Consider the following 20,417-nt stretch of genomic DNA (forward strand, 5'->3'; position numbering starts at 1 on the left):
ACGAGGTCTCCGGAACGGGAGGTGGGGTCGTACGACGCCACGGTGGCCTGCATGCAGTCAAGGTTACTTCGCGTGTCCGGGCCGCATGTCCGTGTCTGGCCGTAGAGTCGCGGCAGCATGCCGCTGATCCTCCACCGAGCCGCCCGGGCCGACCTGCTTGCCGAGTCGCTCGCCGCCCTCCTTCGCACGCCGCAGCCCGACGCGTTCGCACGGGAGCTGGTCATCGTCCCCGCCCGTGGCATCGAGCGTTGGCTCAGCCAGCGACTTTCCCACCACCTCGGCGCCCAGCACGGCGACGACGGCGTCTGCGCGGCGGTCGACTTCCGAACCCCGCGCTCGCTCGTCGCCGAGCTCACCGGCGTCGGCGAGGACGATCCGTGGTCGCCGGACGTCCTTGTGTGGTCGGTGCTCGCGGTTCTCGACACGCACGCCGGCGAGCCGTGGTGCGCCACCCTCGACGCCCATCTCGGCCATGCGCTCGACGGCGAGGAGGGGGAGCTGCGCCGAGGCCGCCGCTACGCAGTGGCGCGTCGCCTCTCCGGTTTGTTCACCTCCTACGCCACCCAGAGACCGGCGCTGCTCACCGCGTGGGCCGACGGGCGCGACGAGGACGGCGACGGCCGCGAGATCGCTCCGGACCTGCGCTGGCAGCCCGAGCTTTGGCGCCGCTTGCTCGAGGCCACCGACACGCCGTCTCCGGCCCAGCGGCACACGAGCGTCTTGCAGGCCCTGCGCGACGGAGAGGGTGCCGAAGGGCTGCCGCCGAGGCTCTCGCTCTTCGGCCACACGCGGATCGCGCTCACCGAGGCCGAGCTGCTCGGCGCCCTGGGGAGCCGGCGCGACGTCCACGTCTGGCTGCCGCACCCGTCCGACGCCCAGTGGGACGCCTTGGTCGACCTGTCCGGCGCCGTGCCGCGTCGCGACGACACGTCCCATCAGCGTGTCCGGCATCCCCTGCTCGCATCGTTGGGCCGCGACGTCCGCGAGCTGGAGCGCACGCTGACCCCGTTCGTCGACGTCGACGACCCGATCAGCACAGGACCGCACGGGCTGGGGCCCGAGCGTCCGGACACACTGCTGGGGTGGCTCCAGCACGACCTCGCCACCGACACGATCACCGGCGCGGACGAGCGGACCCTAGACCCCGCCGACCGCAGCGTGCAGGTGCATGCCTGCCACGGTGCCGCTCGTCAGGTCGAGGTGCTGCGCGAGGTGATCCTCGGCCTGCTGGCGGACGACCCCACCATCGAGCCACGCGACGTGCTGGTGATGTGTCCCGACATCGAGGCGTACGCCCCGCTAGTCGAGGCAGCCTTCGGCCTCGGTGGTGCCGGTCACGGCGGGTGGCACCCCGGCCACCGTCTCGAGGTCCGGCTCGCCGACCGGGCGCTCGCGCAGACCAACCCCCTCCTGGCCGTCGTCGACAAGCTGCTCGACGTCGCCGGCGGCCGGGCCGAGGCCAGTCTGGTTCTCGACCTCTGCTCGGCCGACCCCGTGCGTCGCCGCTTCCGCTTCAGCGACGACGACCTCAAGACGATCGACAGGTGGGTCGAGGACGCCGGCATCCGCTGGGCCTTCGATGCCGACCACCGCGGCCCCTTCGGCCTGGAGCGCTACGTCCAGAACACCTGGCGGTTCGGGCTCGACCGCGTGCTGGCCGGGGTGGCCGTCTCCGACGACGCAGATCGATGGATCGGCACCACGCTGCCGCTCGACGACGTCGGGTCCACGAGCATCGATCTCGCCGGCCGGCTGGCCGAGCTCGTCGAACGTCTGCGCGACGTCACCGACCGCATGGTCGGCAGTCACCCGGTCGCCCACTGGGTCGACGCTTTGCTCGACGGCGTCGCGAGTCTCACCGCCGTCGAGTGGGGACAGGAGTGGCAGAACGGTCAGGTTCAGCGCGAGCTCGCCGCACTCGGTGACGACGCCGGTGGTCGCACCGAGCTGCGCCTGTCCGACATCCGATCGCTGCTGGCCGGGCGGTTGGCGGCTCGGCCGACGCGGGCGAACTTCCGCAGCGGCTCGCTCACGGTCTGCACGATGGTGCCGATGCGCTCGGTGCCGCACCGGGTCGTCTGCCTGCTCGGTCTCGACGACGGCGTGTTTCCGCGCAACACGATCGTCGACGGCGACGACGCCCTGGCGCGCACCCCGTTCACCGGGGAGCGTGACCCCCGCAGCGAAGACCGGCAGCTGCTGCTCGACGCGGTGATGGCCGCGTCGGAGCATCTCGTCGTCACGTACGCCGGCGCCCAGGAGACCACGGGTCTCTCGCGCCCACCGGCCGTTCCGCTCGGCGAGCTGCTCGACGCCCTCGACACCACCGTGCCCGGGGCGCGGCGGCATTCCGTCGTCCGTCATCCGCTGCAGCCCTTCGACCAGCGCAACCTGCGGCCCGGGGTGCTCGGCACGCCGCGACCCTTCTCCTTCGACCCCGCCGCCCTCGCCGGCGCGCGCTCCGCGGCGGGTGAACGACGGCCGGCGCCTGGCTTCACCGAACTGCCGGCCACGCCGGTCGAGGACGTCGACCTCGACTCCCTCGGCGCGTTCCTGCGTCATCCGGTCAAGGCGTTCCTCACGCAGCGTGTGGGAATCGGCCTGCCGGACGAAGGCGAAGAAGTCCACGACCTGATGCCGCTCGAGCTCGACGGTCTCGCCCGATGGGCGATCGGCGATCGCCTGCTGCAGGAGGTCGCTCGCGGAACCGACCTCGCTCATGCCCGCCAGAAGGAGTGGCGTCGTGGCACGGTGCCGCCGCGCTGGCTCGGTTCGCGCCTGTTGCAGACCGTCACGACGCAGCTCGAACCGGTTGCGGCGGCCGCCCGGGAGGCACGAGGAGACGCCCCGAGCACGTCGATCGACGTCGACGTCGACCTCGGCGACGGCCGGCGACTCCGTGGCACCGTCACCGACGTGTACGGTACCCGCCGAGTGGGGGCGACCTTCTCGAAGCTCGGCCCACGCCACTACATCGACGCCTGGCTGCCTGCGCTCGTCCTGAGCGCCGTCGATCCGGACGATGACTGGAGATCTGGCATGGTCACTCGTCCCGATCGTGGTGACGGAGCGACCAGCCTGGTCTTCGGGCGGGTCGACGAGCCGGCAGCGATCCTGCGCGACCTGGTCGCGATGTACGACGCGGGCATGCGTGGCCCGCTACCCCTGCCGCTCAAGACCGGTCACGCCTGGGCGTCGATGCGCCGCGACGTGTCGGCCCGAGCGGCTGCTCTCAAGGAGTGGAAGACCTCCGACCTGTCCTGGCTCAAGGAGGACGGGGACCCGTTCCACGTGCGCGTGTGGGGCTCGCAGGCGCCCTTCGGGCTGCTGCTGCGCGACCCGCCGGGCCCGGGTGAGGCATTCGCGGACGAGAGCACGCGGCTGGGCGCGCTCGCCCGGCGGTTGTGGCAACCGATGCTCGACCGGGTGGTGATCCGGTGATGCAACCATTCGACCTGCTCGGTCCGCTGCCGACCGGCACCACGGTTCTCGAGGCCAGCGCTGGCACCGGCAAGACCTACACCGTCGGTGCCCTCGTCACCCGCTACGTCGCCGAAGGAGTGGCCACGCTCGACGAGATGCTGGTCATCACGTTCGGTCGCATGGCCAGCCAGGAGCTGCGCGAGCGGGTCCGCGAGCAGCTCGTCGAGGCTCGACGAGTGCTCGCCGACCCGGCGTCCGCTCGCGAGGTCGGCGGCATGCTCGGCCATCTCGCGCAGGGCGACGATGCCGCCGTGGCCGAACGCTGCGCGCGCATCACGGACGCGCTCGCGGGTTTCGACGCCGCCACCATCGCCACCACGCATCAGTTCTGCCAGCTCGTGCTGCGCTCACTCGGTGTCGCCGGCGACACCGACTCCAACGTGACGCTGGTCGAGGATCTCGACGAGCTCGTGGTCGAGGTCGTCGGCGACCTCTACATTCGCCAATTCGGTGACCACGAGGAGCCACCTCCGTTCAGCGCCGCGGCAGCGCTGACCATCGGGCGCGCGGCCGTCGGTGACCCGCAGGCGCATCTCGCGCCGTCCGACGCCGACCCGACGTCCGTACCTGGGCAGCGGGTCTCCTTCGCCGAGAGCGTCCGGACCGAGGTCGAGCGTCGCAAGCAGCGACTCGGCCTCTTGTCCTACGACGACCTCCTCAGCCGCCTCGCCACCGCCCTCGCCGCCGCCGACGCGCCGGCCCGCGACCGCATGCGTCAGCGCTGGAGCATCGTGCTCGTCGACGAGTTCCAGGACACCGACCCGGTGCAGTGGGATGTCCTCGACCGCGCGTTCTCCGACCACGCCACCCTCGTCCTCATCGGCGACCCGAAACAGGCCATCTACGCCTTCCGCGGCGGCGACGTGGTCACCTATCTGGGGGCCGCGGGCACCGCGGGCGACGCCCGGACGCTGGCGGTCAATCACCGCGCCGACGCGCCGCTCGTCGAGGCGCTGCAGGTGCTCACCCGGGGCGCCCAGCTGGGAGACGAGCGGATCACGGTCCACCCCGTCGGAGCGCAGCATCGCGGCAGCCGCCTCGCCGGCGCACCAGACCCGCACCCGTTCCGGCTCAGGGTCGTTCCCGGGGGTGATGACGGCAAGGCGCCGCCCATCGCCGAGCTACGCGCTCGCATCGCCACCGATCTCGCCGACGACGTCGCTGGGCTCATCGCGTCGGGCGCCACCTTCGACGACGGCATCGAGACACGGCCCGTCCGCCCGGGCGACGTCGCGATCCTCATGCGCACGCGGACGGGGGTCGACCTGTTCCGCGCGGCGCTGTCGGCACGCGGCATCCCGAGCGTGGTCACCGGCGGCGACAGTGTCCTGCTCAGCCCCGCTGCGGACGAATGGCTCACGCTGCTCGAGGCGCTGGAGCGGCAGGCGTCGAAACGTGTTCGAGCCTTCGCCCTGTCGTCCTTCGTGGGCGAGACGCCGGCCTCGCTCGATGCCGGGGGCGAGGCGCTGGCCGACGACGTCGCCGAGCAGGTGCGGCACTGGCTGGACCTCTTCCGCGCCCAGGGCGTTGCGGCCGTGCACGAGGCGGCCACGGCCACCGGACTGGCCGAGCGCGTGCTCGCACGTCCGGGCGGCGAGCGACACCTCACCGACCTGCACCACCTCGGGCAGATGCTGCACGACGTCGCTCATCGCGAGCGGCTGGGCCTTCCGGCACTGCTGGAGTGGTTGCGGCGCGAGCGGCGACGCGACCGCGGCAGCAGCGAGCGTCCACGGCGTCTGGAGAGTGACGCCGCTGCGGTGCAGATCCTCACCATCCACGGCAGCAAGGGCCTGCAGTACCCGGTCGTCTACCTGCCCATGCACTTCGACTGCTACGTCCGCGACGAAGCGGTCCCGCTCTTCCACGACGGCACGGTCCGCATGCGGCACGTCGGTGGGGAGGCGTCGTCCGATGTCGCCGCCGCGGTCAGGGCCGAGGTCGCCGCCGAGGAGCTCCGCCTCACCTACGTCGCGCTCACGCGCGCGCAGTCCAGGGTGGTGGCTTGGTGGGCGCCGAGCCACAACGCCGACAAGTCCGGGCTGACCCGGCTGCTGCTCGGGCGCGGACCTGAGCACGAAGGACTGGTGCCGCAGAGGATCGCCGTCCCGTCGCCCGGAGACGTGACGGGCGGGTTTGCCACCTGGCAGACCGCCGGAGCGGTTCACCTGGAGCAGGTCGGCCCGATGAGCGACGTCACGGTCGCGCCGACGATCCCCGATTCGCCCGCCCTGCAGATCAGCACGCTCGACAGACCGATCGACACCGCGTGGCGACGGACGTCCTACTCCGGCCTGATCCGGGCCGAGCGCGCAGCGGTCGTCGTCGCCGAGCCGGAGGAACCTGGCACTGTCGACGAGGAGCCATCCGAGGAGGAGGCGCCGGCCGCTCCCGAGCCCGAGTCCGACACGGGGGCCCCGATGTCCCCGATGGCCGACCTGACCGCCGGTGCAGCCTTCGGCTCGCTGGTGCACGCGGTGCTCGAACATGCCGACGTCACCGTGCCCAACCTCGAGTCGGAGCTGCTGGGGCACGTCACCGAGCAGCTCCGCTGGTGGCCCGTCGACGTCCCACCCGCCGACCTCGCCCGGGCACTGGTGCCGATGCAGCACACCTCACTCGGTCCGCTGGCTGATGGCCTGCGCCTCAGCGATCTCGGCTCGTCCGAGCGGCTCTGCGAGCTCGATTTCGAGCTGCCGCTCGGGGGAGGAGACCGGTCCAGAGCCCGGGCATCGGTGCTCGGTGGAGTTGCCGAGGCGATGCGGCAACACCTGCCCGACGGCGACCCGTTGGTTGCCTACGCTGACCGACTCGACACGCCGTCGCTCGGTGAGCAGGTGCTCCGTGGCTACCTCGGCGGCTCGATCGACGTCGTGCTTCGGGTGCCAGACGCCGGCGGCCACCGCCACCTCGTCGTCGACTACAAGACCAACATGCTCGGCGACCCGGAGGTCCCGCTCACGGCACTCGACTACACCCCCGAGCGCATGGCCGAGTCGATGCTGCATTCCCATTACCCGCTCCAGGCGATGCTCTACTCCGTCGTCGTGCACCGATACCTGCGTTGGCGGCTTCCGGACTACGACCCCGACCGTCACCTCGGCGGCGTTCTCTACCTCTATGTCCGCGGCATGTGCGGGCCCGACACACCGATCGTCGACGGCGTGCCGTGTGGCGTCTTCTCGTGGCGCCCGCCAGCCGCCCTTGTGACCGACCTCTCGGAGCTGCTGGCCGGCGGCCGTCTGGAGGCGACGCCATGATCGACGACCGTCGCGACCGCCGGCTCGCCCTCGGCGCATCCGGGGTGCTCGCGAGCTTCAACACGGCCGACATCCTCGCGGCGGCGGACGTCCATGTCGCCACGCGTCTCGCCGCCACGGTCGGCGAGACCGAACCCGACGTCCTCCTGGCCGCGGCCCTGACCGTCCGGGCGGTGCGGCACGGGTCGGTGTGCCTCGACCTGCTGAAGGCCCACGAGGTGTCTCTCGAGCAGGACGAGGCCGTCATGGAGTGGCCGGAGCCGCGCGTGTGGATCGAGCGGGTGGCGGCGAGCCCACTCGTCGACGAGCAGATCCTCCGTCTCGAGGGCACCCGCCTCTACCTCGACCGGTACTGGCGGGAGGAGTGCGCGGTGTGCGACGACGTCCTGACACGCCTCGGTCACGCCGCGCCCGACGTCGACGAGGACGCCCTCGCGGCCGGCCTCGACCGGCTCTTCGACGATCCGGACTACGCCGAGCAGCGCGCGGCCGCCAAGGCTGCTGTCGGCCGGTGGACGACCGTCCTCACCGGCGGCCCGGGCACCGGCAAGACCACCACCGTCGCGCGACTGCTCGCCCTCGTCGCCGAACAGCACCAGATCGCGACCGGCCAACCACCCCGCATCGCGATGTGTGCTCCCACCGCCAAAGCCGCCGCACGCCTGCAGGACGCCACGGCGGCAGCCACCGCCGAGCTGCCGGAGGTCGACCAGAAGCGCCTCGGTGCGCTGCGCGCGTCGACCCTCCACCGGCTGCTCGGATATCGGGGGAGCAGCGTTCGCTTCCGCCACGACGCGCACCACCGGCTCCCGCACGACGTCGTGGTCGTCGACGAGACATCCATGGTCTCGCTCACGCACATGGCCCGCCTGCTCGAAGCCGTGCGCCCCGACGCCCGCCTCGTGCTCGTCGGCGACGCGGACCAGCTCGCGTCGGTCGAGGCGGGGGTGGTCCTGGCCGACCTCGTCGCGGGGCTGGAGGAGCACCCCGCCCAGCCGGTGTCGCGGCTGACCCGGTCGCACCGGTTCGGTGATGAGATCGGCGAGCTCGCCTCCCTGGTGCGTGGTGGCGATGCCGACGGGGCGATCGCGCTCCTGCTGGAGGGCCACGACGAGATCGAGCTGGTCGATCCCGCCGATGCGGCCGCCACACACGTGCTGCGGGCGCGGCTGCGCGACGCCGGACGCACCCTGCGAATCGCCGGGGAGCAGAACGACGCGGCGTCGGCGATCGCGACGCTCGACGAGCACCGGCTGCTGTGTGCCCACCGCGAGGGACGCTTCGGCGTCCAGGGCTGGAACCGCGAGGTCGAGCGCATGGTGGCCGAGGTCACCGGGGTCACCCACTACGACCTCTGGTACCCGGGACGTCCGGTCCTCGTCACGGCCAACGACCGCGAGCTGGAGGTCTACAACGGCGATGTCGGCGTGACCCTGCGCCGGCCGGACGGCTCCCTGGTCGTCGCTCTGACGCGCGGCACCGACGCGCCGCGGATACTCGCCCCCACCCGTCTGCCCGATGCCGAGACCATGCATGCCATGACCGTGCACAAGTCCCAGGGCTCGCAGGCCAAGGAGGTCACGGTCATCATGCCGCCGCCGGAGTCGCGGCTGCTCACGCGCGAGCTGTTCTACACCGCCGTCACCCGCGCGCAGGACAAGGTCCGGATCGTCGGCACCGAGGCCGCGATCCGCGACGCCATCGACCACCAGGTGCAACGGGCCTCCGGGCTCGTAGAGCGGCTGACGGCAACCGGCCTGCCCGATTAGGCCATGCCTCGTGACCCCAGCCCGGCTCGCGGGCCGTCGCATCCCGACCGGCGGCGTTCTCGTCGGTCTGTGCACGACCCCGGTGCACATCCCTCCTCGGCCTTGCCGGATCGGGCGCGATCGACCCGCTCCCTGATCGGGCTGGGTTCACGAGACATGGCCTAGGCTCGCCCCCATGGACCGACGCGGCTTGCCCCGCACCCTGCGCGTCATCGTCTTCATCCTCCGACCGCTCCTGATGCTTCTCACCAAGCGCGACTGGCAGGGTGCCGAGAAGCTGCCGCGGGGCACGGGTTACGTCCTCGCCCCGAACCACATCTCGCACCTCGACCCGTTCGTCATCTCGCACTTCATGGTCGACAACGGCGTCACCCCGCGGTTCCTCGCCAAGGACACCCTGATGAAGGCCCCGGTCGTCGGTGCGATCCTGCGCTCGGCCGAGCAGATCCCCGTGCGTCGCCGCACCGCCAACGCGAAGGACTCGCTCGGCCCGGCGGAGGCTGCTGTTCGTGCCGGCCTCGTCGTCACCATCTATCCCGAGGGCACGATCACCCGCGACCCTGCCGCCTGGCCCATGAGCGGCTACACCGGTGCGGTTCGGGTCGCACTGTCCACCGGCACGCCGCTGGTGCCGCTCATGCAATGGGGTCCGCAGGAGATCCTCTGGCCATACAGCAAGCGCCCCCGTCTGCTGCCCCGCAAGACGATCCACATCCGGGTGGACGACCCGATCGACCTGTCCGACCTCGAGGGCCAGGTGCTGGACGAGAAGCTGCTCCGCACCGCTACCGACCGGCTGATGGACACGCTGACCGCCATGATGGCGGAGGTGCGCGGGGAGCTTCCGTCGACTCGGCGCATCGACGTGCATACGGTGGGCAAGCACACGAGCACGAAGAAGTCTAAGGAGCTGTGATGGCGAGAACCGCGGTGATGGGGGCAGGGTCGTGGGGCACGGCGTTCGCCATCGTGCTCGCCGATGCCGGCAACGAGGTGCGGATCTGGGGTCGTCGCGCCGAGCTGTGCGAGTCGATCAACGCCACGCACGAGAACGCCGACTACCTGCCCAACGTCACGCTTCCCGACGCCATCTCCGCACACTCGGACCCGGCCGAGGCGCTCGACGGCGCCGAGGTCGTCGTGCTGGCGATGCCGTCCCAACAGCTACGCGTCAACCTCGAGACGTGGGCGGACTCGATCCCGCCCGATGCGGTGATGGTGAGCCTCATGAAAGGCATCGAGGTCGGCACCCACATGCGGATGAGCGAGGTCATTGCGCAGATCACGGGTGCCGGCCCGGAGCGCATCGCGGTGATCAGCGGACCCAACCTGGCCCGCGAGATCGCCGCGCGAGAGCCGGCGGCCAGCGTCGTGGCCTGCGAGGACGTCTCGGTCGCGCAACGACTGCAGAAGCTCTGCCACACCGAGGCATTTCGCCCGTACACGAACACCGACGTCATCGGCTGCGAGCTCGGCGGCACCACCAAGAACATCATCGGACTTGCCGTGGGCGTCTGCATCGGGCTCGGCTTCGGCGACAACAGCAAGGCCACCGTCATCACCCGCGGGCTCGCAGAGACGGCCCGCCTCGGCGTCGCGATCGGCGCCGACCCGGTGACGTTCTCCGGCCTGGCCGGCATGGGCGACCTCGTCGCCACGTGCTCGTCACCGCTGTCGCGCAACCGCACGTTCGGCGAGAAGCTCGGGCAGGGGATGAGCGTCGACGAGGTGGCCGCCCAGACCCGTCAGGTGGCCGAGGGCGTCAAGTCGTGCTCGTCCGTCTCGGAGCTCGCCGAGCTGCACGGTGTCGACATGCCCATCGTCGAGCACGTGACCGCCCTCATCGAGGGCCGGATGGATCCCGAGGCGCTGGTCAAGGCCCTCATCTCACGCGAGGCCAAGTCCGAGGTCCTCTAGCGCGTCTAGCGTCGGCTGACGGCCGCCAAGGCCCTCTCGACGTCGGCCCAGATGTCCTCGACGTCCTCGATGCCCACCGAGAGGCGGATGAGTCCTTCGGGCACCGAGGACGACTCCAGGGCGTGGCGTCGGCGACGTTCCCACGTGGTCTCCACCCCGCCGAGGCTGGTGGCGTACGCGATGACGCTGCTCTGCTCGGTGAGCTTCTGGGCGATCTCCGCGCCGCCGCCGACCTCGAACCCGATGATCGTGCCGAAGCCGGGGTAGCGGGAGTACTGGACGGCGCGGGCAGCCGAGAGGCGTCGGTGCAGCTCGCGGGCGTTCGCCTCGGCGCGGTCGAGACGCACGTGCAGCGTCCGGATGCCGCGGGTGGCGAGCCAGCACTCCATGGCTCCGGGGATCGAGCCGAGATTGGTGCGGCGGACCTTGATGGCGCGCAGCGCACGGTTGCTGTTGGTGACCACCGCGCCCAGCACGACGTCGCTGTGTCCGGACAGCAGCTTCGAGGCCGAGTGCACGACGAAGTCGGCTCCGAGGTCGAGCGGGCGTTGGCGCAGCGGCGTCGCGAAGGTGTTGTCGACGGCCACGGCTGTGCCCGCCTCGGCCGCGGCGTGGCTGATCGCCTCGATGTCGGCGATCTCGAGCATCGGGTTGGTGGGCGACTCGATCCAGACCAGGGCGGCGCCGGCAGCGGCGTCGAGGACCTCCCGGGTGTCTTCGACGTCGACGAGTCTCAGATCGATCAGACCACGGCGAGCGCGCTCGCGGAGCTGGGTGAGCGTGCCGGAGTACGCGTGGCGAGGAGCGACGACGGCTGCCTTGGCGGGCACCAGGTCGAAGACCGCGGTGGCCGCCGCGACGCCCGAGGAGAAGGCCAGGGCGTTTCCTCCCTCCAGGGCGCCGAGCACCGCCTCGAACGACTCCCAGGCGGGATTGCCGTCGCGCGCGTACTCCGAGGTGCCCCCGGGGACCAGCGACGAAGCCAGTGTGAGTGGGGCGTTGAACGGTGCGCCGGGAGATCGTTCGGGACGCCCGGCTCCGACGGCGATGGTCGAGGGAGAGAGTCGGTATCCGGCCATGAGGTCATTGTGCCCTGACCGGTAAGGTGCTCCGCAATGAGCCTCCCCTCGACTTCCCAGCTCCGACTGGCCGTCGTTTTCGGCGGACGTTCCAGCGAACACGGTGTGTCGTGCCTGACCGCGGCAAACGTCCTGCAGGTCGTCGATCAGGACCGTTTCGAGGTCACCCCGGTCGGTATCACCCTCGACGGTGACTGGGTGCGCGAGACGGCGTCGTGGCCCGATCTGCCAGCCGGAACCCTTCCGGCGGTGCGGCCGGAGATGCCCGCCTTCAGCTGGGACGACCTGCGCGGGTTCGACGTCGTCCTTCCGCTGCTGCACGGTCCGTGGGGCGAGGACGGCACCATCCAGGGGCAGCTCGAGATGGCCGGTGTCCGGTACGTCGGTGCCGGTGTGCTGGCCAGCTCGGTCGCCATGGACAAGCCCTTCACCAAGACGGTCTTCGCCTCGGCGGGCCTGCCGCAGATCCCCTACGTCGCCGTGCTGCCCCGCGAGTGGGAGAGCGACCGTGCGCGCGTGGCTGCCCGCGTCAAGGCGCTCGGTCTGCCGGTCTTCGTCAAGCCCGCCAGGGCCGGATCCAGCTCGGGCGTGATGATGGTCGATGCCTGGGAGGAGCTCGAGTCGGCGGTCGAGAAGGCCCGTGACTTCGACCCGAAGGTGCTCGTCGAGTCAGCGGTCCGCGACAAGCGCGAGCTCGAGTGCGGCGTCATCCAGCGGCTCGACGGCACGGCGGTCGCGAGCGTCGTCGGCGAAATCGTGGTGGAGGAGGACTCGTCGCACGAGTTCTACGACTTCGAGGCCAAGTACCTCGACGGCTCGAGCACCAACATCGTGCCCGCCGACATCCCCGAGGTGCTCTCCGACCGCATTCGCGCGTACGCGGTGCAGGCGTTCGAGGCGCTCGGCTGCGAGGGCCTGGCCCGGGTCGACTTCTTCCTGAGCGGCGACGGCGAGCTGGTCGTCAACGAGATCAACACCATGCCCGGGTTCACGCCCTACTCGATGTTCCCGCTGCTGTGGGAGGCCAGCGACCTCACCTACGCCCAGCTCGTCGACCGGCTGCTCCAGCTGGCGCTGGATCGACCACTCGGCCTCCGCTAGACGCAGGGTTCCTTCTCGGGGTTGTGCTTCTTGACCGATGACGCCAGGTCGGCGAGGACGTCGGCGGCGGGGTCGTAGGACTTCGGAACCTCGACGCTGACGTGGAACGTGCGTCCGATCGTGGTGAAGAGATATCCGTCGGCCGTGGTCTCGGCCAGCCAGCCGACGTCGCGTACCGCGAAGCACTGGGACTCGGGACGAAGGGCTTCCGGCTTCTCCACGCCGCATCGCAGAATGATCGCCGGGTCACCCCACGCAGCGGCGACCCGTCCGGAGACGTCGCGGTTCTCCTGCCCGGCGACGCGCTGCGGAACATCGGCGAGGAGGGCCTTGCAGTCGAGGTCGGTGCCTTCGGCGGTGGGGTAGTCGTCGACGTCGAGCTGCCCGCCGCACCCGGCCAGAGCCGCGACGAGGACCAGAGCGCTCAGAAGTTGACGACGGGGCACGTGAGGGTGCGGGTGATGCCGGGCACGACCTGGATGGTCGAGACCACGAGCGAGCCGAGCTCGTCGACGCTGGGGCCCTCGGCGCGGACGATGACGTCATACGGGCCGGTGACGTCCTCGGCGAGGGTGACGCCCTTGATCGCAGCAATCGCCTTCGCGACCTCGGCCGCCTTGCCCACCTCGGTCTGCACGAGGATGTATGCCTGGACGACCATCGCGACTCCTTGCTGGGCACGTGCACGGAACGAGCGGGTGACACGCTACCCGACGGTGTCCTCGAACGCGCCCCTACCTGCGCGATGATGGACGGGTGCAGACAGATCAGCGGACAGTCGGTGAAGTCGGCGAGTTCGCGCTGATCGACCTCGTGCGGGAGCGGGCTGGTTCGAACCGTCAGACGCTGATCGGGCCCGGCGACGACGCCGCCCAGGTCCAAACCCGCGACGGCACCTTCTTCGTCTCCAGCGACCTGCTTATCGAGGGGCGTCACTTTCGTCGCGACTGGTCGTCAGCCGTCGAGGTGGGGCGCAAGGCTGCGGCGGCCAACCTGTCCGACATCAACGCGATGGGTGGGGTGGCGACGGCACTCACCGTCGCGCTCGGCCTGCCGGCCCAGCTGCCCGCGTCCTGGGTCCTCGACCTCGCAGAAGGTTTCGAGGCGGAGTGCAAACTCGTCGGCGCCCACGTCGTGGGAGGCGACGTCACCGCGGCCGACCAGGTCGTCATCGCGGTCACAGCCATGGGAGATGCCGCTCATCCGGTGCGCCGCGACGGTGCGGCACCGGGCGACGTCGTGGCCTTCGCCGGAGTGCTCGGGCTGGCGGGTGCCGGTTTCGCTGCCCTGAGTCGGGGCTTCCGTTCGCCGAAGACTGCCGTCGATGCGCACCGAACCCCGCACCCGCCGTACGCTGCCGGACCCCAGGCCGCCGACGCCGGAGCCACGTCCATGATCGACGTGAGCGACGGGCTGCTCGCCGATGTCGGACACGTCGCTCGGGCCAGCGCGGTCGTCATCGACTTGGAGACGGACGCGTTCAGGATCCCGGAGGCGGTCGGCACGGTGGCCGACGCCTTGGGCACCGACCCGATCCGGTTCATGCTCACCGGAGGTGACGACTACGCGCTGGTGGCCACGTTCAGCCCCGCGACAGCTGTGCCGGACGGCTGGACGACGATCGGTTCCGTGCGCGACGTGCAGTCGGGCGAGGAGCCGGGCGTGCTCGTCGACAGCTCACCCTTCGAGGGCCCCCACGGCCACCGCCACTACGCCTGACGCTCGCGAGAGAGAAAGTCACTACTCGCGAGAGAGAAGTCCACCCGTGCGTCGCAGAAAGTCTCTCGCGACGGGTGTTTTTCTCTCTCGCGAGCGGGTTAATCCTGGATGCGGGCGAACGGGCGGGCGGCTTCGAGCTCGTAGGCGACCTCGAGCAGTGTTCGCTCGTCGCCGTGCAGGGCCGACAGGTGCACACCGATGGGCAGGCCCTCGGACGTGCTCCCGAGCGGCAGCGAGACCGCGGGAGCACCCGACGCGTTGTGCAGTGGCGTGAACGCCGCATAGCGGATGAGGCGTTCGAACATCTCGGGGAACGCGACGTTGGGGGAGAGGTGGCCGAGCCGCGGTGTGGTGTGCCCGAGCGTCGGCGAGACCACCACGTCGACGCCGTAGTCGGCGAACGAGCGGCGGTAGACGGCCTCGCTGTGCTTGAGACCGCGGATGGCCGCGGGCGTGCGCCACGCCTGACGGACGAACCGCCGCGCCAGGTACTTCGTGAGGGGGTCGGTGCGTGACTTGTCGAAGCCGGGCGTGATGACCCGCTTGCCGAAGTGGTGGGACGAGAAGCCCAGCAGAGCCCAGTAGTGGACGAAGTCGGCCTGGAACCGCTCGGTGACCGGCAACGGCACTTCGACGACCGTGTGGCCCAGCTTCTCCAGCAGCGTCGCGGTGTCCTGGACGGCGGCCCGGGTCTCGTCGTCGGTGGGCGTTCCGGTGACGGAGTCGACGATCAGGCCGACGCGCAGTCGTCGTTCGCTCGGACCTTCGACGAGACCGACGTTCGGCATCCCCGAGGCCGCCCGGTGCGCCTCGGCGCCGGCCAGGAAGTGGGCGGTGTCGCGCACTGTGCGGGTGACGACCCCGTTGCTGATGATGTTGACCGGCATCGTCGCGGCCTCCGCCGCGTCAGCCACCCGGCCCCGGGTCGGTTTGAGACCGACGAGTCCGCAAGCGGCCGCCGGGATCCGGATGGAACCGCCGCCGTCGTTGGCGTGCGCGATCGGCACCACGCCGGACGCGACGAGTGCCGCCGAACCACCCGACGAGGCTCCGCAGGAGAACTCCGGATTCCACGGGTTGCGCGTCGGCAGCAGGTTCTCGAACTCGGTGGACGCGTTGAAGCCGAACTCCGGCATCGTCGACTTGCCGATGACGACGACACCGGTGGAACGCAGCTGTGTGGTGAAAGCGGCGTCGGCCTTGGCGTCTCGTGCCGGAACGGCCTCCGACCCATGGCGCGTCGGGAGCCCGGCGACGTCGGTGTTGTCCTTGATGACGCTGGGGACGCCGGAGAGCCGACCGGGTGCGGGGGATGCGGCCTGGCTGAGCGCCCGATCGAAGTCGCGCACGACCAGCATGTTCAGGCCCGGGTCGACCTGCTCGGCACGAGTGATCGCTGCCTCGGTGGCTTCACTGGCGCTGATGTCGCCCTTGGCAATCGCAGCGGCGACCCCGACCGCGTCGAGATCGCCGAGGGCGTCGTCGGTGAAGGCGTGGACCCGACCGTCCGCCATGGTCAGCGGCTGACCTTGCCGGCCTTCAGGCAGGAGGTGCAGACGTTGAGACGCTTGGGGGTGTCGTCGACCACCGCGCGCACGCGCTGGATGTTGGGGTCGAAACGACGCTTCGTACGCCGGTGCGAGTGCGAGACGTTGTGGCCGAAGCCGGGTGCCTTGCCGCACACATCACAGACCGCTGCCACGGCGACCACTCCTGAGAATCTAAGTCTGGAACGAACGAGCCCGCAGCGAACACTCGCCGGCAGGCAACCGCTCAAGGATAGCCGACGCTGTGCGATCGAAGCGAATTGGCCCGATAGCCTCGGCCCCATGGTCCTGACGCTGCGCGCCGACGCGTTCCGCGCGTGGATTCAGCTGTGTGCGTCAGCCCTGTCCGGCGCCCGTGCCGAGATCGACGCGCTCAACGTGTTCCCGGTTCCCGACAGCGACACCGGCACCAACGCCTACCTGACGTTCGTGGCCGGCGTCGACGCCGTGGACGCATTGGACCCTGATGCCGACGTTCCCGAGCTCATCAAGGCGTACACGGACGGACTGCTCCTCGGCGCCAAGGGCAACTGCGGCGTCATTCTCTCCCAGCTCGTGCGGGCCTGCTTCCATGACCTCGACGTGCACGCCGACCTGACAGCGACCGACGTCGCCCGCTCGTTCCGTGCTGCGTCCGACGCCGCATACGCCGCGGTCGGCCGTCCGGTCGAGGGCACGATCCTGACCGTCGCAGCAGCTGCGGCGACCGGTGCCGAGGTGGCTGTCGAGGGCGGCGCCGATGGTCGCAGAACCTTTGCGCGGGCAGCTGCATCGGCTCGAGAAGCCCTCGCCCGGACTCCGATGCAGATGGAGCGGCTCGCCAGGGCCGGCGTGGTCGACGCCGGTGGACGCGCGCTCGTGGTCGTGCTCGACGCCACCGAGCAGGCCTTCACCGGACGGGTGCCCGATCGCGTCGTCCACCAGGTGCCGGTACCCACCCCGGTCGGGGACGACCTGGTCGAGGGCGGTCCGGCCTACGAGGTGATGTACCTGCTGGAGGCGGACGACGAGAAGCTGACCCCGTTGCGCGCCACGCTCGACGGGCTCGGCGACTCCCTCGTCGTGGTCGGTGGCGACCGGCTCTGGAACGTCCATGTCCACGTCGACGACGTGGGGGCCGCGATCGAGGCCGGGCTGGTCGCGGGACGTCCGTACCGCATCGCCGTGATCCACTTCGCCGACCAGATCGCCCGGCAGCGAACCGTTCGACGTTCACGGGTCGTGGTCGCGGCCACCACCGGGGCCGGACTGACCGACCTGTGCCGCGAAGTCGGCGCCGAGGTCCTCGAGTTCACCCGCACCGAACCGCTCGTGGTTGACCGGATGCGCGAAGCGTTGGTCCGGGCCGGCGCCGACGAGGTCGTTGTGCTCCCGAACAACTCCCGGTACGTCGGCCTGTTCGAGGCCGCCGCCAAGGAGGTCCGGCAGAACGGCACCCGGGTCGCGGTCATCCCCACCACCGCCCAGGTCCAGGGTCTGGCGGCACTGGCCGTCCACGATCCGGGGACCGCCTTCGACGAGGACGTCGTCGCGATGTCGAGCGCCGCTGCACACACGCAGCACGGTGCCGTCACCGTGGCCACCGAGCCAGGCATGACCATGGCGGGTCCGTGTGAGGCCGGCGACGCCCTCGGCGTCGTGGCCGGCGACTTCGCCTTCGTCGGGTCGGACCTCGGTCAGGTGGCCCGCGACGTGGTCGACCGCCTGCTCTCGCCGGGCGTCGAGATGCTGACTCTCGTCACCGGAGCCGGCGCCGACCCGGACCTCGCGGAGCGGCTCACCCGGCACGTCAAGGACCAGCGCGTCGACATCGACGTCGTCGTCTATGACGGCGGACAGGAGCACTACCCGTTGTTCGTCGCGGTCGAATGATGCAGATCGAACCGTCCACCCGCCTGCGCTCCGTCGTCGGCGACAAGACCGCGAAAGTGCTGGAGTCCGCCTTCGGCCTCACGGTGGTCGACGACCTGCTGCGTCACTACCCGCGACGTTACGCCGACATCGGGCAGCTCACCGACCTGTCCGACCTGATGGTGGGGCAGCACGTCACGATCATGGCCCGCGTCGTGTCGGCGAAGAACTACGCATTCCGCAACCAGCCACGCAAGACACGTACGGAGGTCGTCGTCACCGACGGCACCGGCCGGCTGACACTCACGTTCTTCCAGCAGGCGTGGCGGCTCAAGACCCTGACCGAGAACACCGTCGGGTTGTTTGCGGGCGAGGTGGGGGAGTACCGCGGCACCCTGCAGCTCACCCATCCCGACTTCGAACCGGTCGACGGCTCGGGGGAGATCAGTGCGGACTCACGCCTGGGCCGCGGCATCATCCCGATCTACCCGGCCACGGCGAAGCTGGCCTCGTGGCGGATCGAGCAGTCGGTCGCCCTGTGTCTCGACGGGCTGGCATCGCTCGACGACCCGGTGCCGGCCGACGTCCGTGCCCAGCGCGGGCTGTCCGACGTCCGCACGGCTCTGGAGGAGATCCATCGCCCGCGCGCGAAGGAGCAGTGGCAGCGGGCGCGCGACCGGTTCCGCTTCGAGGAGGCCTTCGTGCTGCAGGCGGTGTTCGCGCAGCGCCGGCACGCGCTCGAGCGCGATCCCGCGACGGCGCGTCCGGCCCTCGCGGGCGGCCTGCGCGAGCGGTTCGCCGAACGCCTGCCTTTCGTCCTCACCGAAGGCCAGAAGGAGATCGCCGACGTCATCGGGTCCGACCTCGAACGCACCCACCCCATGCACCGGCTCCTGCAGGGAGAGGTCGGGTCGGGCAAGACGGTCGTTGCGCTTCTCGCGATGTTGCAGGTCGTCGATGCCGGCGGCCAGGCTGCACTGCTCGCTCCCACGGAGGTGCTCGCCTCGCAGCACCACCGCGCCATCACCTCCCTGCTCGGCGACCTGGCGCAGGGCGGCATGCTCGGCGGGGCCGACGGTGCCACCCGCGTGCAGCTGCTCACCGGATCGCTCGGCGCCAAGACCCGCAACGAAGCGCTGCTCGACGCCGCCTCAGGCGAGGCCGGCATCGTCGTCGGCACCCATGCGCTGATCCAGGAGCACGTGCAGTTCGCCGACCTCGGCCTGCTCGTGGTGGACGAGCAGCATCGCTTCGGGGTCGAGCAGCGCTCGGCGCTCGTCGACCGGTCCGACGTGAAGCCGCACGTACTGGTCATGACGGCCACGCCCATCCCGCGCACCGTCGCGATGACGGTGTTCGGTGATCTCGAGACGTCAACACTGCGTGAGCTCCCCGCCGGACGCAAGCCGATCCAGACAACGGTCGTTCCGGCCGCAGAGCGGCCCGCCTGGATGGACCGCGCCTGGGAGCGCGTGCGTGAAGAGGTCGACGGCGGCAAGCAGGCCTACGTCGTCGTCTCCCGCATCGGTGTCGCCGACGAGAGCGAGGACAAGGAGACCCGGTCGTTGCTCGACGTCCACGCCGAGCTGACCGCCGGCCCGCTCTCCGGCCTGCGCATCGGCATGCTGCACGGCCGCCTCCCGGCTGACGAGAAGGACGCCACCATGAACGCGTTCGCCGCCGGCGAGTTCGACGTCCTCGTCGCCACCACGGTCGTCGAGGTCGGCGTCGACGTGCCCAACGCGACGGTCATGGTCGTCATGGACGCGGACCGCTTCGGCGTCTCCCAGCTGCACCAGCTCCGCGGCCGCGTGGGCCGAGGCTCGGCGCCCGGCCTGTGTCTGCTGGTCACGTCCAGCGATCCGGACGCCCCGGCCCGCGAGCGGCTGGACGCCGTTGCCGCCTCCACGGACGGCTTCGAGCTGTCCCGCCTCGACGTCGAGCTGCGGCACGAGGGCGACGTGCTCGGTGCGCGACAGTCGGGTGTCCGGTCGAGCCTGCGGCTGCTGTCGGTCGTCCGGCACGAGGACGTCATCACCGACGCCCGCGACGCCGCCCTCGAGGTCGTCGCCGCAGACCCGTCGCTGGACCACCACCCCGCCCTGGCCGCCGCGGTGCGAGCGCTGGAGGAGACCGAGCAGGCCGACTATCTGGAACGCACGTGACGCGCATCGTGGCCGGTCAGTGGGGTGGGCGGCGCCTGCAGACGCCCAAGGGGGACGGCACCCGGCCGACGTCCGACCGGGTGCGCGAGGCGATGTTCTCGTCGCTGGAGTCCGAACTCGGCGGCCTCGACGGGTTGCGGGTGCTCGACCTGTTTGCCGGGTCCGGCGCCTTGGGGCTGGAGGCCCTGTCACGCGGAGCCGAGCACGCCGATCTCGTCGAGTCGGACCGACGTGCGGCGTCGGTCATCGCCCTCAACATCCGCGACCTGGACGCGGCTGGCGCCGAGCTGCATCGCACGACGGCCGAGCGCTTCGTGGGCGACTTGCCAGCCCAGCCGTACGACCTCGTGCTGCTCGACCCGCCCTACTCGCTGGCCACCGACGAGATCGGGTTCCTGCTCACCGAGATCGTCCGCATCGGCGGTCTCGACCCGGACGGCATCGTCGTCGTCGAGCGCTCCACCCGCACCCCGTTCTCCTGGCCGGGGGCGCTGTCCGGCGTCCGCGACAAGGCTTACGGCGAGAC

General features: G+C 70.8%; 15 protein-coding genes. 10 read left to right on the forward strand and 5 right to left on the reverse strand.

The window, feature by feature from the left end:
- Positions 1-117: 117 nt before the first annotated feature.
- The 5 genes from recC to ACRDPN_RS09115 all read left to right on the forward strand — a co-directional run bounded on the left by recC (position 118) and on the right by ACRDPN_RS09115 (position 10,429).
- Entirely contained in the window at positions 118-3,441 is a 3,324-nt protein-coding gene (gene recC, locus ACRDPN_RS09095; protein WP_431447126.1) for an exodeoxyribonuclease V subunit gamma, read from the forward strand.
- A complete protein-coding gene (locus ACRDPN_RS09100) occupies positions 3,441-6,743 on the forward strand; it encodes a UvrD-helicase domain-containing protein (RefSeq protein ID WP_431447127.1) in 3,303 nt (1,100 codons plus the stop codon). Before recC ends, ACRDPN_RS09100 begins: the two co-directional genes overlap by 1 nt.
- Positions 6,740-8,512 (forward strand): exodeoxyribonuclease V subunit alpha, encoded by a 1,773-nt coding sequence (gene recD / locus ACRDPN_RS09105; protein WP_431447128.1) that lies wholly within the window; start codon positions 6,740-6,742, stop codon positions 8,510-8,512. Before ACRDPN_RS09100 ends, recD begins: the two co-directional genes overlap by 4 nt.
- Before the next feature lie 175 nt (positions 8,513-8,687).
- Positions 8,688-9,428, forward strand: a complete 741-nt coding sequence (locus ACRDPN_RS09110; protein WP_431447129.1) for a lysophospholipid acyltransferase family protein — start codon at positions 8,688-8,690, stop codon at positions 9,426-9,428.
- Positions 9,428-10,429: an NAD(P)H-dependent glycerol-3-phosphate dehydrogenase gene (locus ACRDPN_RS09115; RefSeq protein WP_431447130.1), complete on the forward strand. Its 1,002-nt coding sequence runs from the start codon at positions 9,428-9,430 to the stop codon at positions 10,427-10,429. The genes ACRDPN_RS09110 and ACRDPN_RS09115 overlap by 1 nt, the downstream gene beginning before the upstream one ends.
- Positions 10,430-10,434: 5 nt before the next feature.
- Here the strand turns inward: ACRDPN_RS09115 and ACRDPN_RS09120 are convergent, their stop codons facing one another.
- On the reverse strand, positions 10,435-11,508 hold the full coding sequence (locus ACRDPN_RS09120) for a trans-sulfuration enzyme family protein (RefSeq protein WP_431447131.1): 1,074 nt from the start codon (positions 11,506-11,508) through the stop codon (positions 10,435-10,437).
- A gap of 36 nt (positions 11,509-11,544) precedes the next feature.
- On the opposite strand from ACRDPN_RS09120, the gene ACRDPN_RS09125 reads away from it, so the two are divergent.
- Entirely contained in the window at positions 11,545-12,609 is a 1,065-nt protein-coding gene (locus ACRDPN_RS09125; RefSeq protein ID WP_431447132.1) for a D-alanine--D-alanine ligase family protein, read from the forward strand.
- Here ACRDPN_RS09125 and ACRDPN_RS09130 read toward each other — a convergent pair.
- Together ACRDPN_RS09130 and ACRDPN_RS09135 are read right to left on the reverse strand one after the other, a co-directional pair.
- Positions 12,606-13,055 (reverse strand): DUF3515 family protein, encoded by a 450-nt coding sequence (locus ACRDPN_RS09130; protein WP_431447133.1) that lies wholly within the window; start codon positions 13,053-13,055, stop codon positions 12,606-12,608. The two genes, ACRDPN_RS09125 and ACRDPN_RS09130, sit on opposite strands and share 4 nt — an antisense overlap.
- Complete coding sequence (locus ACRDPN_RS09135; protein ID WP_431447134.1) at positions 13,034-13,270, reverse strand: Lrp/AsnC ligand binding domain-containing protein; 237 nt, start codon at positions 13,268-13,270, stop codon at positions 13,034-13,036. Before ACRDPN_RS09135 ends, ACRDPN_RS09130 begins: the two co-directional genes overlap by 22 nt.
- 95 nt (positions 13,271-13,365) lie before the next feature.
- Here ACRDPN_RS09135 and ACRDPN_RS09140 point away from each other — a divergent pair, with 95 nt between their 5' ends.
- The gene (locus ACRDPN_RS09140) at positions 13,366-14,328 is read left to right on the forward strand and encodes a thiamine-phosphate kinase (protein WP_431447135.1); all 963 of its coding nucleotides are present in this window, start codon (positions 13,366-13,368) and stop codon (positions 14,326-14,328) included.
- Positions 14,329-14,426: 98 nt separating this feature from the next.
- Here the strand turns inward: ACRDPN_RS09140 and ACRDPN_RS09145 are convergent, their stop codons facing one another.
- Both ACRDPN_RS09145 and rpmB read right to left on the reverse strand, forming a co-directional pair.
- Positions 14,427-15,842, reverse strand: coding sequence for an amidase (locus tag ACRDPN_RS09145; protein WP_431447136.1), 1,416 nt, complete (start codon positions 15,840-15,842; stop codon positions 14,427-14,429).
- Positions 15,843-15,844: 2 nt separating this feature from the next.
- On the reverse strand, positions 15,845-16,030 hold the full coding sequence (gene rpmB, locus ACRDPN_RS09150; protein WP_431447140.1) for a 50S ribosomal protein L28: 186 nt from the start codon (positions 16,028-16,030) through the stop codon (positions 15,845-15,847).
- A gap of 127 nt (positions 16,031-16,157) precedes the next feature.
- Between rpmB and ACRDPN_RS09155 the strand changes: the two genes are divergently transcribed.
- The 3 genes from ACRDPN_RS09155 to rsmD form a co-directional block, all read left to right on the forward strand.
- Positions 16,158-17,747 carry a DAK2 domain-containing protein gene (locus tag ACRDPN_RS09155; protein WP_431447137.1) on the forward strand — a complete coding sequence of 530 codons (1,590 nt, stop codon included), beginning with the start codon at positions 16,158-16,160 and terminating at the stop codon, positions 17,745-17,747.
- Positions 17,744-19,891 (forward strand): ATP-dependent DNA helicase RecG, encoded by a 2,148-nt coding sequence (gene recG / locus ACRDPN_RS09160; protein ID WP_431447138.1) that lies wholly within the window; start codon positions 17,744-17,746, stop codon positions 19,889-19,891. The genes ACRDPN_RS09155 and recG overlap by 4 nt, the downstream gene beginning before the upstream one ends.
- Positions 19,888-20,417, forward strand: a 530-nt coding sequence (rsmD, locus tag ACRDPN_RS09165; RefSeq protein WP_431447139.1) for a 16S rRNA (guanine(966)-N(2))-methyltransferase RsmD, incomplete at its 3' end; no start/stop codon positions are given. The genes recG and rsmD, both read left to right, overlap by 4 nt.

This window comes from Aeromicrobium sp. (assembly GCF_050700635.1).
Taxonomy (GTDB): Bacteria; Actinomycetota; Actinomycetes; order Propionibacteriales; family Nocardioidaceae; genus Aeromicrobium.